This is a genomic window from Nocardioides sp. LML1-1-1.1 (assembly GCF_040676175.1).
GTDB lineage: Bacteria > Actinomycetota > Actinomycetes > Propionibacteriales > Nocardioidaceae > Nocardioides.
This window is the reverse complement of sequence record NZ_JBEGHK010000001.1, coordinates 736,755-749,312: the sequence shown is the minus strand read 5'-3', so window position 1 is coordinate 749,312 and position 12,558 is coordinate 736,755. Positions and strand designations below refer to the sequence as shown.

Sequence of the window (12,558 nt, the reverse complement as noted above, 5' to 3'; positions counted from 1 at the left end):
GAAGGTCGCACTCGTGTCGCCGACCCCGCGCTGGATCGTTGCCGCCCTGCCGCTCGCCCTCGTGCTCGCCGGGTGCTCGGGCGAGCCGTCGTACGACGACCGGGACTGGTCGGCCGTCGACGCCGCCGCGCCAGGCGTCCCGCAGGTGCGCGACCCCGCGCTCGCCCTGACCCGGGCCAACCTCGGCGCGCTCGACCCCTGCGCGGTGGGCGCGGTCGGCGAGGGCGGCGCCCTCCGGGAGCCGGGCGAGGAGCCGGGCTCCTGCACGGTCAACCGCGGCGCCGGCACCGTCGAGGTGCTGACCGCCGCGCGCTACCTCGTGGAGGGCTCGGGCCCCGACACCGTCAACGCGCTCGACACCCGCGAGCGCGCCGAGGTGGCCGGCGTCGCCACCTGGGTCGGGCCGGGGCCGGTGACGAGCGGTGGTGACCCGGCCGGGTGCGCGGTCGTCGTGCCGGCGAGCCTGGACCTGGCGCTCGCGATCGTCGACGCGGACGACGACTGCGCCACCGCGAAGCAGGTCGCCGCGGCCGCTCTCGCCGACCTCCCCGCCGTGACCCGCCCGGGCCGGGGCCTCACCGCGCCGGTCTTCTACGCCGCCGACGAGCCGGGCCCCGGTGGCGAAGGGGCCTGCGCCGAGCTCGGCGGCCAGATCGCGTGGCTGTGCGCCCCGGTCGGCGACGTCGACGTGCCCGGCGACCCGGTCGACCTGATCCGCCACGGCGAGGCCGACCCGGCGGTGCTGTGCGTCCCCGCGCTGGAGTCGGCGCGGGCGAGCGCCGCCAGCAAGGGCCGGTCCTGGGTGGCGATGACCACCGCGACCGGCCCGCAGGACCGCGCCGAGCGGGCGTCGTACGACGGCAAGAGGCAGTGCACGCTGCTGGCGGCCAAGGACGACGAGGACGTCGACGGCAACCCGGCCACGATCATCGTGGCGGCGCGGCGCGACCCGCTGGAGACGAAGGCCGACGCCGAGGTGGCCGGCCACCCGGCCTACCACGACGAGCGGTCGGGGACCTGGGAGGTCGCGCTCACGACGACCGACGAGCGCGGCTTCCTGCGCGTCGAGGTGCTCGACGCCGAGCGCCAGGAGCCGGCGTGGGCGAAGGACTTCGTGGCCGACCTGGTCGAGCGGGTGCTCGCGGACTAGCGGGGGACGCGCACCAGCACCCGGCCGTGGATGCACTCCATGGTCAGCTCGGTGCCCTCGCCGATGGTGTCGCCGTCGAGCTGGCGCGGCACCCCGCCGGCCGCGCGGACGACCACCTTGCGCCCGGTCATCCGGGCCACCGACTCGCCCGCGTTGTGCTCGCGACGGCTCACGACCCGCAGCACGAGCGGGATCCAGCTCAGGAACCGGCGCGGGTAGAGCAGCACCACGTCGAGCTGGCCGTCGTCGATCGCGGCGTCCGGCAGCAGCACCATCCCGCCCTGGAGGCTGCCGACGTTGCCGATCACGCAGGTGCGCGCGCGGTGCTTGGTGAAGGGCATGTCGTCGATCGAGATCTCCAGCTTCATCGCCGGGAACATCAGGCCCTTGAAGGCGGAGATCACGTAGGCGATCCAGCCGACCTTCTTCTTCAGGTCCTCGTTGACGCCCTCCATGATCGCGGCGTCGAAGCCCATCCCGGCCATCACCATGAAGTGGCTCGGCTCGATCCCGTCGCCCTCCACGGCGACCATGTCGATGGCCCGGTCCTGGCCGGTCAGCGCGATGTCGATCGCGGCCCGGATGAACAGCGGGATCTCCAGGTTGCGGGCGAGCAGGTTGCCCGTCCCGGCCGGTACGACGCCCACCGGGATCCCGGTGCCGGCGAGCTCCGCGCACACCTCGCGCACGGTGCCGTCGCCGCCGCACACGATCACCAGGTCCGCGCCCTCGACGGCGGCCTGCTCGGCCTGGCCGGTGCCGGAGTCCTCGACGGTGGTGAGGTACCACCGCGGCTCGCGCCAGCCGGACGCCACCGCCATCTGGGTGACGATCGCCTGGAACTGCTCGACCGACTCCACCTTGATCGGGTTCAGCACCACCGCGAGCCGGCGCGAGGAGGGGAAGGGCTCCGGCAGCGGCTCCGCCTTGAGCGCGTGGCTGCGCGGGAGCGGGCTGTAGACGGCCACGCCGAGCAGCAGGACGCCGACGCCGAGCAGGGTGCCGCCGACGACGTCGCTGGGGTAGTGCCGGCCCAGCAGGATGCGGTCCGCGGCGACCAGCACGAAGGCCAGCACCGCGACGGTGGTGATCAGGCGGCGGATCCCGGAGCGTCGTACGAGCATCACGGCGAGCAGGATCACCAGCCCGCTGAACGCCGCGGCCGCGGACGTGTGCCCGGACGGGAAGGCGTTGGAGTGCAGGACGTACTCCGGGTCCTGCCACACCGGCCGGCCGCGGCCGACGAGCACCTTGGTGACGTAGGTGACCAGCGCGGTCACCGCCATCACCACGGCGATCAGGATCCCGGCCCGGCGGTGCCCCTTGATCCACATCACGACCGCGAAGACCGTCGTGGCCGCGGTCATGCAGGCGGTGCCGAAGGCGATCTCGATCGCGCGCAGCGGGTGGTCGAGCCAGCCCTGGCCGTCGGCCCAGCCGCGGGCGTCGGAGCCCTCGTGGTCGAGGTCGGCGACCCAGGACCAGTCGGCGGCCACGGTCAGCGCCACCGCCACGAAGAGCGCGAGGAGGACGAGCGAAGCCAGGAGCGGGGTCCGGCGCGGGCGGTCGAGCACTCGCCGGAGTTTATGGCACCTCGGGCGCCCGGCTACCGTCGCCGGCATGACCTCCTCGTCGTACCAGCCCACGCAGCGGCGGCTCGGCCGCTCCGGTCTCGTCGTCTCCGCCGTCGGCCTCGGCTGCAACAACCTGGGCCGCCCGGGCGCCGCGACCGAGTCGCAGGAGGGCTCCGACCGGGTGGTCGGGGCCGCGATCGACGCCGGCATCACCCTCTTCGACGTCGCCGACACCTACGGCGCCACGCCCGGTCTCGCCGAGGAGCGGCTCGGCAAGGCGCTGGGGGCGCGCCGCGCGGACGTCGTGCTGGCCACCAAGTTCGGCATGGACATGGGCGGGGTCGACGGCCCCGACTTCGGCGCCCGCGGCTCCCGGCGCTACATCGTCGCGGCCGCCGAGGCCTCGCTGCGCCGGCTCGGCACCGACTGGATCGACCTCTACCAGTTCCACACCCCCGACCCGGCGACCCCGATCGAGGAGACCCTGTCCGCCCTCGACGACCTCGTCCGCTCCGGCAAGGTGCGCTACGTCGGCCACTCCAACCGCGCCGGCTGGCAGATCGCCGAGGCCGAGCACGTCGCCCGCGAGCTCGGCGTCGAGCGCTTCGTCTCCGCGCAGAACCAGTACAACCTCACCGACCGCCGCGCCGAGCTCGAGGTGCTGCCCGCCTCCCGCGCCTACGGCCTCGGCGTGCTGCCCTACTTCCCGCTCGCCAACGGCCTGCTCACCGGCAAGTACGCCTCCGGCTCCGCGCCGGAGGGCTCGCGGCTCGCCCGCACCCGCCAGCACCTGCTGGAGGACGCCGTGTCCCCGGCCCTGCAGGCCTACGCCGCCTTCGCCCGGACCCGCGGCGTCTCCGAGGTGACGGTCGCGATCGGCTGGCTGCTCGCGCAGGAGCCCGTCGCGTCGGTGATCGCCGGGGCCACCTCGGTCGAGCAGGTCGCCGCCAACGCCGCCGCCGACCAGTGGGTCCCGACCGCCGAGGACCTCGCCGAGCTGGACGAGCTGTTCCCCGCGCCGGAGCCGATCGCGCCGTTCTGAGGCTCCGCGGCTAGCCTGAGCGGCATGATCGACCCGCGCATCCTCCGTGACGAGCCCGACCGCGTCCGTGCCTCGCAGGCCAAGCGCGGCGCGTCCGCGGACGTGGTGGACCGGGCGCTGGAGGCGGCGGCCACGCGTCGTACCGCCATCGCGGACTTCGAGGAGAAGCGCGCCGCCCAGAAGGCCTTCGGCAAGCAGGTCGCGCAGGCCAAGGGCGAGGAGAAGCAGGCGCTGCTGGAGCAGGTGAAGACGCTCTCCGCCGAGGTCAAGGAGCTCGAGGCCGCGCAGACCGCCGCCGACGAGGCCTGGACCAACGCCCTCAAGGCCATCCCCAACGTCGTCCACGAGGCCACCCCGACCGGCGGTGAGGACGACTTCGTCGTCCTGGAGGAGGTCGGTACGCCGCGCGACTTCGCGGCCGAGGGCTTCGAGCCACGCGACCACATCGAGCTCGGCCGGCTGCTCGGGGCGATCGACCTCGAGCGCGGCGCCAAGGTCAGCGGCAGCCGGTTCTACTTCCTCACCGGGGTGGGCGCGCAGCTGGAGCTGGCGCTGGTCAACCTCGCGATGGAGCAGGCCCGCGCGGCCGGCTTCACCCAGGTCATCGCGCCCTCGCTGGTGCGCGGCGAGGCGATGGAGGGCACCGGCTACCTCGACCAGGGCGGCGGCGAGGACATCTACCGGATCGAGGGCGAGGACCTCTACCTCGTCGGCACCTCGGAGGTGCCGATGGCGGCCTACCACTCCAAGGAGATCCTCGACGGCGCCTCGCTCCCGCGCCGCTACGCCTCGTTCAGCCCGTGCTTCCGCAAGGAGGCCGGCTCGCACGGCAAGGACACCAAGGGCATCATCCGGGTCCACTGGTTCGACAAGGTCGAGATGTTCGTCTACACCACGCTGGAGGACGCCGAGGCCGAGCACGCGCGGCTGCTGGCGTGGGAGAAGGAGTTCCTCGGCAAGCTGGAGCTCGCCTACCGCGTCGTCGACATCGCGGCCGGCGACCTGGGCGGCAGCGCGATCCGCAAGTTCGACTGCGAGGCGTGGATCCCGACCCAGGGCAAGTACCGCGAGCTGACCTCGACGTCCAACTGCACCGACTTCCAGACCCGGCGCCTCGACACCCGTGTCCGCGTGGGCGACAAGACCGGTCCGGTCGCCACCTTGAACGGCACCCTCACCGCGATCACCCGGGCGATCGTCGCCGTGCTGGAGACGCACCAGCAGGCCGACGGCTCGGTCCGGGTGCCGGTCGCGCTGCGGCCCTACCTCGGCGGCCTCGAGGTGCTGGAGCCGGTCGCGCGATGAGCGCCTGGCAGCCGCGCCTGGTCGCGCTCGACATCGACGGCACCCTGCTGCGCTGGGTGGCGGGGCTGGGCATGAGCCACGAGGAGGTCACGCCCGCGGTCCACGACGCCGTACGACGCGTGCTCGACGCCGGCGCCCACGTCGTCCTCTCCTCCGGCCGCGCCCCGCACAACATGACCGAGGTCGCGGACATGCTCGACCTGCACGGCCACGGCGAGCGGCTGTGGATCGTCGCGGCCAACGGCGCCGTCGTGCTGCGCTACCCGCCCGCGGAGGTCGTCCACGAGGTCACCTTCGACGCCGCGCCCGCCGTGGCCGCGGTGCTGGAGCAGCACCCGGAGGCACTGGTCGCGGTCGAGGAGCGCGGCGTCGGCTACCGCGTCTCCGCGCCCTTCCCCGACGGCGAGCTGGGCGGCGAGTCGATCGTCGCCGCGGTCGAGGAGATGGTCTCCGAGCCGGTCAGCCGCGTCATCATCCGCGACCCCAAGGCCACCGCGGAGGACTTCGTGAAGCTCGCCGCGAGCCTGGGCCTGCACGGCACCGACTACGTCGTCGGCTGGACCGCCTGGCTCGACCTGGCCCCGGTCGGGGTCTCCAAGGCCTCCGGGCTGGAGCACGTCGCCCAGCAGCTCGGCGTCGACCGCGCCGACGTGCTCGCGATCGGCGACGGCCGCAACGACATCGAGATGCTGCAGTGGGCCGGGCGCGGTGTGGCGATGGGCCAGGCCGTCGACGAGGTCAAGGAGGCCGCCGACGACGTGACCGTGTCCGTCGACGAGGACGGCGCGGCCGTCGAGCTCGGGCGCTGGTTCCCGGCCGCCGGATCTGGTGGGATGGACGCGTGAGGCCCGCCCCCCGTCGTCTGCTCCCGGCCGCGCCGCTGGCCGCGCTGGCCGCCGCGTTCCTGCTGCCGGTAGGTGCCGCGGGCGCCGCGCCTCCTCCGGTAACGTGTGGTCGCCTCGACCTGACCGACACGGCCGCCGTCGTCGCGAACGCGAAGGGCGCCGCCGACGTGTTCATCGGCCGGGTCGTCGGCATCGACAGCGGTACGACGACCGGTGACCCCGGCTCGTCGCCCACCGCGACCGGCACGCCCACCCCGGGCGCGGGCCGCGCGGTGCGCCACGAGGTCCTCGTGGAGGACGCCCTCACCGGCGACCTCCACCCGGGCGAGCCGGTGCGCGTGGTCTTCTCGGTCGTCGGCGGCAAGCAGACCCAGCTGCGGCTCAACGCCAGCTACGTCTTCTTCACCACCGGCGCGACCGCCACCCTGCGGGCCGACGGCTGCGACGGCTACACCTCGGCGCGCGGCCTGACCGCGGTCACCGTCGACACCCTGCGCGACGCGCTGACGCCGGACACGACGCCGGCGGAGGCGAAGCTCTCCGCGCCCGCGGGCGGCTCGGACGGCCCGCCCGAGCTCGGCCGGGTGGTCGCGCCCGGCGCCGCGGTCGGACTGGTCGGGATCCTCGGCCTGGTGCTGCTCTCGCGCGTCGGCCGCCGGCGGTAGCCACCAGCCGGCCGCGTGGCGGGAGGCGTCTCGACGGCGGCGTGCTGACCGCTCATGACGCCGGAGACACGCTCGGCCAGTTCTAGAGGTACATCCCGCCGGAGCGGGGCTCCTCCGGCTGCTCGACCGGCCCGCCGGGCTGCGGCTGTCCCGGCACCCCGGGAGCGCCCATCGGCATGCCCTGCGGCAGCGCCCGCCGGATCTGCTCGAACTGCGCCCGCGCGGCCATCTGCTGGGCATAGATCGCCGTCTGGATGCCGTGGAACAGGCCCTCCAGCCAGCCGACCAGCTGGGCCTGGGCGATCCGCAGCTCCGACTCCGAGGGGGTCGCCTCCTCCGAGAACGGCAGCGAGAGCCGCTCCAGCTCCTCGACGAGCTCGGGGGCGAGGCCCTGCTCGAGCTCGGCGATGGAGGATCGGTGGATCGCGGCGAGGCGGTTGCGGCTGGCCTCGTCGAGCGGCGCGGCCTTCACCTCCTCGAGGAGCTGGCGGATCATGCTGCCGATCCGCATCACCTTCGCCGGCTGCTCGACCAGGTCGGTGAGCGCCCGCTCGCCGTCGTCGTCGCCGTCCTCGGCCGCCGCGCCCTGCTGGACGGCAGAGGCGGGGACGGTGCCGATCGGCTGCCCGTCCGGGCCCACGACGACGATCTGCTCCTCGGCGTTCTCGCTCATGGCGTCCAACCTAGACCCGTGCCGAAGTCAGGGGGTGAGCAGCACCTTGCCGACGTTGTCGCCGGACTCGATCAGGCGGTGGGCGTCGCCCGCCTCCGCCAGCGGCAGCACGGCGGACACGACCGGGGTCACCGAGCCGTCGGCCACCAGCGGCCACACGTGCTCGACCACCGAGGCGCAGATGCGCGCCTTGCCGTCGAGCGGCCGGGAGCGCAGCGCGGTGGCGATCACGGCGCCGCGCTTGGAGAGCAGCCGGCCGATGTCCAGCTCGCCCTTCGAGCCGCCCTGCATGCCGATGATGACCAGCCGTCCCTCGTCGGCGAGCACCTCGACGTTGCGGCCGAGGTACTTCGCGCCCATGTTGTCGAGCACGACGTCCGCGCCGCGCCCGTCGGTCGCCTCGCGCAGCACCTCGACGAAGTCCTCGTCGCGATAGCTGATCGCCCGCTCCGCGCCGAGCTCGCGGCAGCGCTCCAGCTTGTCGACGCTGCCGGCGGTCGCGAACACCCGCGCCCCGGACGCCGCGGCGAGCTGGATGGCGAAGGTGCCGATGCCGCCCGCGCCCCCGTGCACCAAGAAGGCCTCCTCGGGTCGCAGCCCGGCGACCATGAAGACGTTCGACCACACCGTGCACGCGACCTCCGGCAGCGCCGCGGCGGTCACCAGGTCGACGCCGTCGGGCACGGGCATCACCTGGCCGGCGGGGACGACGACCTGCTCGGCGTACCCGCCTCCGGCGAGCAGGGCACACACCCGGTCACCCTCGGCCCATCCGGTCACGCCCTCGCCGACGGCGGCGATCGTGCCGCTGCACTCCAGCCCGATCACCTCGGAGGCGCCGGGCGGCGGCGGGTAGAACCCTTGCCGCTGCAGCAGGTCGGCCCGGTTGACCGCGGTGGCCGCGACCTGGACGAGCACCTCCCCGGCGCCGGGCCGGAGGTCCGGCAGCTCGGTGACGACGAGGGTCTCGGGCCCTCCGGGGCTGGTCTGGGTGACAGCACGCATGCCGCCAGTCTGCCGGGGCCGGACGAGTCAGACCAGCGAGTCGGCGTCCTCGTAGTCGCCGTCCGCGAGCTCCTCGAACTCGACGTCGTCGTCCTCCGCGGTGGGCGCGCCGGCCGGCCGGTCCCACGACTCGGCGAGCCCCTGCGCCTTCGCGGCGAGCCTCTCCACCGCCTCGGGGTCGGCACCCTGCTCCGCTGCGGCGTAGCCCAGCAGGAAGGCGGTCACGGGTCCGGCAGCGGGGTGGACGTTGTCGTGGGTGATCCCGGCGAGGTCCACCAGCAGGCCCTCGTCGGCCTCGGCCTCGATGTCGAGGACATCACACAACTCGTCGATCCAGTCGTGGAGGTTCACCTCCCCAGGGTGATCCACTCGGACCGGCCCTGACAAGGCCCTCAGCGGCCTTCGGCCTCCGAGGCCAGGTCGCGCAGGTCGCTCCAGGTGTCGATGTCGCGCGCCTCGGGCCCCACGGACGCCACGTCGACCAGGTCCAGCTGCTCCAGCAGCGCCCGGATCGCCAGCCCGTGCTGCGCCTCCCGGTCCGGTCGTACGGCGTCGAGGCGGGCCGTCTCCACCACGAACGCCAGCTGCCGCCGGCCCTCCCGGGTCAGCACCGCCCCTTCATGCCCGACCGCCGCCTCGTGCAGCCGCCGGAGGGTGGAGGAGGTCAGGTGCGGCATGTCGACGGCGAGCACCGCGATCGTGGGGAACCGCCGCAGCAGCGAGTCGCGGCCGGTGAGCAGGCCCGCCGCGGGACCGCCGTGCCGCGGGTCCTCCAGGACGAAGGTCACCGGCCGCTCGGTCGGCACCTGGTGGCCCACCACGACCACCTCGCCGGCGTCGACGACCGCGTCCAGGGTCCGTTCCAGCAGCGAGCGGCCGCCGAGCTCGATGCTCGCCTTGTCGGCGCCGCCCAGGCGCGAGGCCTGGCCGCCGGCGAGGATCACGGCGGCGAATCCGGACAGTCCCAGCTCGATCACGCCGACCAGTCTCCCAACTCCCGGCCTAGGCTGGCAGCGTGACCGCAGAATCCCTCCGGATCGCGCTGGTGCAGGCCGCCTCGGGCCTCGACCCGGCGGCCAACCGCGCCGCGCTCACCGACCTCACGGCGGAGCACGGCCCCGACACCGACCTGCTCGTCTTCCCCGAGGCCTTCGCCCGCGACTTCGGCGAGGCCGGCTCGGACGTCAGCGGGTACGCCGAGCCGCTCGACGGGCCGTTCGCGACGGCCGCGCTGGCTGCCGCGACCGGGGTCGGTACGACGCTGGTGGCCGGCATGTTCGAGCAGGGCCCCGAGCCGGAGCGGCCCTACAACACGCTCGTCGTGCGCGGGGGCGCGGAGGCGTCGTACCGGAAGGTGCACCTCTACGACTCCTTCGGCCACCGTGAGTCCGACCGGCTCACCGCGGGCCCGACCGAGCCGACCCTGGTGGAGGTCGCGGGCTGGCGGGTCGGTCTGATGACCTGCTACGACCTGCGCTTCCCCGAGCTCGCCCGGGCCCTCGTCGACCGCGGGGCGGAGCTGCTGGTGCTGCCGGCGGCGTGGGTCGCCGGGCAGCGCAAGGTCGAGCACTGGCGCACCCTGCTGAGGGCGCGGGCCATCGAGAACACCGTCTACGTCGCCGCGGCCGCCCAGCCGGCGCCCCGCTACAGCGGGCACTCGCTGGTCGTCGACCCGTTCGGGGACCTGCTCGCCGAGGCCGGTCCCGGTGAGCCGGACGCCCCGGAGGTGATCCGCGCCACGGCCGACCGCTCCGTGCTCGACGAGGCCCGTCGGGTCAATCCGTCACTCCGCAACCGCCGTCTGTAGGCTGCCTCCCCGTGTCCCGCGCCGCCACCGCCCCCTCCCGAGCCTCGCTCGAGCAGCGGATCAGCAGGCTCGGCGGCTCGCGGGTGCCGGGCATCGCGTGTGCCGTGCTGGTCGCCCTGGGGACCGCCGCGCTGGTCGCGGCCATGGTCCCGGTCGGTCCCGACTGGCTCGGTGTCACCGGGTCGCTGGTGGTCGCGACGACGTACACCTCGCTGCTGGCGGCCCGCACCGGCGGCCGTCCCCTCGTCTTCGGCGCGCTGGCGCTGCTCTGCGGGCTGGTCGCCGTCCTCAGCGACCAGGACGTGCTGCTCACCGGCGCCGCGGTGAGCACGTCCGCGCTGGCGGCCGTGCTCGGCGTGATGATCACCGTGCCTGCGAGCGGCTTCCTCGCCGCCGCGCGGGAGTGTGCGGTCGCCCTCGTCTGCGCGGGCGTCGGCGCCCTGGCGACGGTGGGCTTCGAGCCGGCCATCCAGAAGGAGCGCTTCGAGTACGTCGGGCTCGGGCTCGCGCTCCTCGGCGCCCTCGTCCTCGTCTACCGTCTCGGGGCCGGCCTGCACGGCCTGGGCCGCCGCGGACTGGCCGTGGTCGCGGTCGGCGGGGTGGTGCTGATGGCGACCCTGCTCTACGCCGAGGCGCTGCGCCGCTACGGCTCCACCGGCCTGGTCGACGAGCTGCTGTCATGGGTGCGCTGGAGCCGCGACACCCTGGGCGCCTTCCCGCGCCCGGTCGAGACCGTGCTCGGCGTCCCCGCGCTCGTCTACGGCGTGCACATGCGGGCCCGGCGCCGGCAGGGCTGGTGGGTGTGCGCCTTCGGCGTGGCCGCCACCTCCTCCACCGCGACCGCGCTCGCCAACCCCGCGGTCTCGGTCACCGAGGCCACCCTGTCGGTGGTCTACGGCCTCGTGGTGGGCCTGCTGCTCGGCGGGCTGCTGATCCGGCTGGACCTGATGCTGACCGGCAACCGCGGGCGGCGCAGCCGCGTGGCGGAGCAGGCGGCCGCCGTACGTCCGGAGCCGGGGCGGTTCGCCCCGCTGCTGTGACGTCCGTCGTTTCGACTACTGCCCGGTAACGCCTAGCGTCGACCCCATGGCCCGGGTGACGACAGCAGAGCTGGTTGCGGAGATGGTCGCCAACGTGCTCCGGGTGGAGGTCGCCGAGGGCGCCACCATCGCGGCCGGTGACACCGTCGTGCTCCTGGAGTCGATGAAGATGGAGATCCCGGTCATCGCCGAGACCGGCGGCGTGGTCAGCGCCGTCAAGGTCGAGGCCGGCGACGTCGTCCAGGAGGGCGACGTGCTGGTGCAGATCACCCTCGGCTGAGCCTCGCCCCTAGACTCGGGCTGGCCGCGCGCCTGGCGTCGCGGCGAGGAGGGGTGCCGGAGTGGCCGATCGGAACCGCCTTGAAAGCGGTCGTAGGGAGACCTACCGCGGGTTCGAATCCCGCCCCCTCTGCGTTGGGTCCGCGGCGACTTGGGCGCACCCGTGCGGCTCCAGGACAATGGGCCCATGAGCAGCCCGTACGCCCCGTCGGTGACCGACTACCGGCTGGCGCCCCCCGTGATGGCACGCCTCGTCGGCGCCTACCTCGTGCTGCTCGCGCTCGTCCTGCTCGCCGTCACCGTCGCCGCCGTCGCGCTCGACCTGAACGCCGACCTGCTCGTCGTCGTGCTCGCCCTCGGCGTGCTCGGCCTGATCGGGGTGGCCTGGTGGCTGCGCAGCCGGCTGGTGGTGGTCCGGCTGACCGAGGCGGGCTACGCCGTGCGGATGATCCGGGTCGCCGGTGTCACCGAGGCGCGGTGGAGCGAGGTCGAGGACGCCGTCGCCGCGTCCCCGCGCGACGTCGAGTGCCTCGTGCTGCGGCTGCGCGACGGGCGCTCCACGACGATCCCGGTGCAGCTCGTCGCCGCCGACAAGGACGACTTCGCGCGCGACGTGCGCGACCACCTCAAGCGCGCCGCGCGCTGAGCGGGCCACCCGATTGGGTGCCGCACGCGGGTCCTTGTAACCTTGCTCCGCTGGCTGGTGCCTCGCGGCCCGGTGAGCGGAGGAGGCGTCGCCTAGTCTGGTCTATGGCGCCCGCCTGCTAAGCGGGTTTGGGGCTACAACCCCATCGAGGGTTCAAATCCCTCCGCCTCCGCCGACAGCACGAGACCCCCGGGACGAGTCCCGGGGGTCTCGCTCGTCGCCCGGGCGGGTACGACGGTCCGACGTACCGGTTCTGATAACTCGGGCCCGCTCCTTGCCCTCCGGCCCCCGATAGTTCACCCTGAGGTGTCAGAGGGTTGTTATCCAGATCGCGCCGTGATCCGGCGGACAGGAGACAGAGCAATGAAGAAGGTTGCACGCCGGCTCGCTTTCGGGACCGTCGCACTGATCGCGACGTTCGGCGTCGTGTCCTTGCCCTCGGCGGCCGACGCCGACAGCTCCTGGCCGACCCGCGTCGTCGTCCCGCACGTCACGCGCTGAACCGCACCGGCTGACCTCTCCGGCTG

Annotated in this window: 15 protein-coding genes and 2 tRNA genes; 12 read left to right on the top strand and 5 right to left on the bottom strand. The window is 74.0% G+C overall.

The features are described 5' to 3' along the window. Positions 1–13 precede the first annotated feature (13 nt). Complete coding sequence (locus MRBLML1_RS03625) at positions 14–1,150, top strand: hypothetical protein (protein ID WP_364511512.1); 1,137 nt, start codon at positions 14–16, stop codon at positions 1,148–1,150. Here the strand turns inward: MRBLML1_RS03625 and MRBLML1_RS03620 are convergent. Next, positions 1,147–2,724 carry a diacylglycerol kinase family protein gene (locus tag MRBLML1_RS03620; RefSeq protein WP_364511509.1) on the bottom strand — a complete coding sequence of 526 codons (1,578 nt, stop codon included), beginning with the start codon at positions 2,722–2,724 and terminating at the stop codon, positions 1,147–1,149. The two genes, MRBLML1_RS03625 and MRBLML1_RS03620, sit on opposite strands and share 4 nt — an antisense overlap. A 46-nt stretch (positions 2,725–2,770) precedes the next feature. Here MRBLML1_RS03620 and MRBLML1_RS03615 point away from each other — a divergent pair, with 46 nt between their 5' ends. Genes MRBLML1_RS03615 through MRBLML1_RS03600 form a run of 4 tightly spaced genes read left to right on the top strand, consistent with a single transcriptional unit; the run spans position 2,771 to position 6,581 of the window. Beyond that, complete coding sequence (locus MRBLML1_RS03615) at positions 2,771–3,766, top strand: aldo/keto reductase (RefSeq protein ID WP_364511506.1); 996 nt, start codon at positions 2,771–2,773, stop codon at positions 3,764–3,766. Between the two features lie 24 nt (positions 3,767–3,790). Next, the gene (gene serS / locus MRBLML1_RS03610; protein ID WP_364511503.1) at positions 3,791–5,071 is read left to right on the top strand and encodes a serine--tRNA ligase; all 1,281 of its coding nucleotides are present in this window, start codon (positions 3,791–3,793) and stop codon (positions 5,069–5,071) included. Further along, positions 5,068–5,916: an HAD family hydrolase gene (locus MRBLML1_RS03605; RefSeq protein ID WP_364511500.1), complete on the top strand. Its 849-nt coding sequence runs from the start codon at positions 5,068–5,070 to the stop codon at positions 5,914–5,916. The genes serS and MRBLML1_RS03605 overlap by 4 nt, the downstream gene beginning before the upstream one ends. Beyond that, positions 5,913–6,581, top strand: coding sequence for a hypothetical protein (locus MRBLML1_RS03600; protein ID WP_364511497.1), 669 nt, complete (start codon positions 5,913–5,915; stop codon positions 6,579–6,581). Before MRBLML1_RS03605 ends, MRBLML1_RS03600 begins: the two co-directional genes overlap by 4 nt. A gap of 82 nt (positions 6,582–6,663) precedes the next feature. Here the strand turns inward: MRBLML1_RS03600 and MRBLML1_RS03595 are convergent, their stop codons facing one another. Genes MRBLML1_RS03595 through mobA form a run of 4 tightly spaced genes read right to left on the bottom strand, consistent with a single transcriptional unit; the run spans position 6,664 to position 9,236 of the window. Beyond that, positions 6,664–7,254: a bacterial proteasome activator family protein gene (locus tag MRBLML1_RS03595; protein WP_364511493.1), complete on the bottom strand. Its 591-nt coding sequence runs from the start codon at positions 7,252–7,254 to the stop codon at positions 6,664–6,666. Positions 7,255–7,281: 27 nt separating this feature from the next. Next, complete coding sequence (locus MRBLML1_RS03590; protein WP_364511490.1) at positions 7,282–8,259, bottom strand: NAD(P)H-quinone oxidoreductase; 978 nt, start codon at positions 8,257–8,259, stop codon at positions 7,282–7,284. Positions 8,260–8,286: 27 nt separating this feature from the next. After that, complete coding sequence (locus MRBLML1_RS03585; RefSeq protein ID WP_364511487.1) at positions 8,287–8,610, bottom strand: DUF6457 domain-containing protein; 324 nt, start codon at positions 8,608–8,610, stop codon at positions 8,287–8,289. A 41-nt stretch (positions 8,611–8,651) separates the two neighbouring features. Next, positions 8,652–9,236, bottom strand: coding sequence for a molybdenum cofactor guanylyltransferase (mobA, locus tag MRBLML1_RS03580; RefSeq protein WP_364511484.1), 585 nt, complete (start codon positions 9,234–9,236; stop codon positions 8,652–8,654). A 38-nt stretch (positions 9,237–9,274) separates the two neighbouring features. On the opposite strand from mobA, the gene MRBLML1_RS03575 reads away from it, so the two are divergent. The 7 genes from MRBLML1_RS03575 to MRBLML1_RS03545 all read left to right on the top strand — a co-directional run bounded on the left by MRBLML1_RS03575 (position 9,275) and on the right by MRBLML1_RS03545 (position 12,532). After that, a complete protein-coding gene (locus MRBLML1_RS03575) occupies positions 9,275–10,066 on the top strand; it encodes a carbon-nitrogen hydrolase family protein (protein ID WP_364511481.1) in 792 nt (263 codons plus the stop codon). Positions 10,067–10,077: 11 nt separating this feature from the next. Further along, positions 10,078–11,106, top strand: a complete 1,029-nt coding sequence (locus MRBLML1_RS03570; protein ID WP_364511478.1) for a hypothetical protein — start codon at positions 10,078–10,080, stop codon at positions 11,104–11,106. A 46-nt stretch (positions 11,107–11,152) separates the two neighbouring features. Beyond that, positions 11,153–11,386 carry a biotin/lipoyl-binding carrier protein gene (locus tag MRBLML1_RS03565; protein WP_364511475.1) on the top strand — a complete coding sequence of 78 codons (234 nt, stop codon included), beginning with the start codon at positions 11,153–11,155 and terminating at the stop codon, positions 11,384–11,386. Positions 11,387–11,433: 47 nt separating this feature from the next. Further along, positions 11,434–11,518: transfer RNA gene (locus MRBLML1_RS03560), tRNA-Ser, on the top strand. A gap of 54 nt (positions 11,519–11,572) precedes the next feature. Further along, positions 11,573–12,031 carry a hypothetical protein gene (locus tag MRBLML1_RS03555; protein WP_364511472.1) on the top strand — a complete coding sequence of 153 codons (459 nt, stop codon included), beginning with the start codon at positions 11,573–11,575 and terminating at the stop codon, positions 12,029–12,031. An 81-nt stretch (positions 12,032–12,112) separates the two neighbouring features. Further along, positions 12,113–12,203: transfer RNA gene (locus MRBLML1_RS03550), tRNA-Ser, on the top strand. A 191-nt stretch (positions 12,204–12,394) separates the two neighbouring features. Next, positions 12,395–12,532, top strand: a complete 138-nt coding sequence (locus MRBLML1_RS03545; protein WP_364511469.1) for a hypothetical protein — start codon at positions 12,395–12,397, stop codon at positions 12,530–12,532. The last annotated feature ends 26 nt before the right edge of the window (positions 12,533–12,558 follow it).

Coding starts and splice junctions, on each gene's coding strand:
- MRBLML1_RS03565 (WP_364511475.1), top strand. CDS start 11,153: ATGGCCCGGGTGACGACAGCAGAGCTGGTTGCGGAGATGGTCGCCAAC.
- MRBLML1_RS03555 (WP_364511472.1), top strand. CDS start 11,573: ATGAGCAGCCCGTACGCCCCGTCGGTGACCGACTACCGGCTGGCGCCC.
- MRBLML1_RS03590 (WP_364511490.1), bottom strand. CDS start 8,259: ATGCGTGCTGTCACCCAGACCAGCCCCGGAGGGCCCGAGACCCTCGTC.
- MRBLML1_RS03595 (WP_364511493.1), bottom strand. CDS start 7,254: ATGAGCGAGAACGCCGAGGAGCAGATCGTCGTCGTGGGCCCGGACGGG.
- MRBLML1_RS03605 (WP_364511500.1), top strand. CDS start 5,068: ATGAGCGCCTGGCAGCCGCGCCTGGTCGCGCTCGACATCGACGGCACC.
- serS (WP_364511503.1), top strand. CDS start 3,791: ATGATCGACCCGCGCATCCTCCGTGACGAGCCCGACCGCGTCCGTGCC.
- MRBLML1_RS03545 (WP_364511469.1), top strand. CDS start 12,395: ATGAAGAAGGTTGCACGCCGGCTCGCTTTCGGGACCGTCGCACTGATC.
- MRBLML1_RS03615 (WP_364511506.1), top strand. CDS start 2,771: ATGACCTCCTCGTCGTACCAGCCCACGCAGCGGCGGCTCGGCCGCTCC.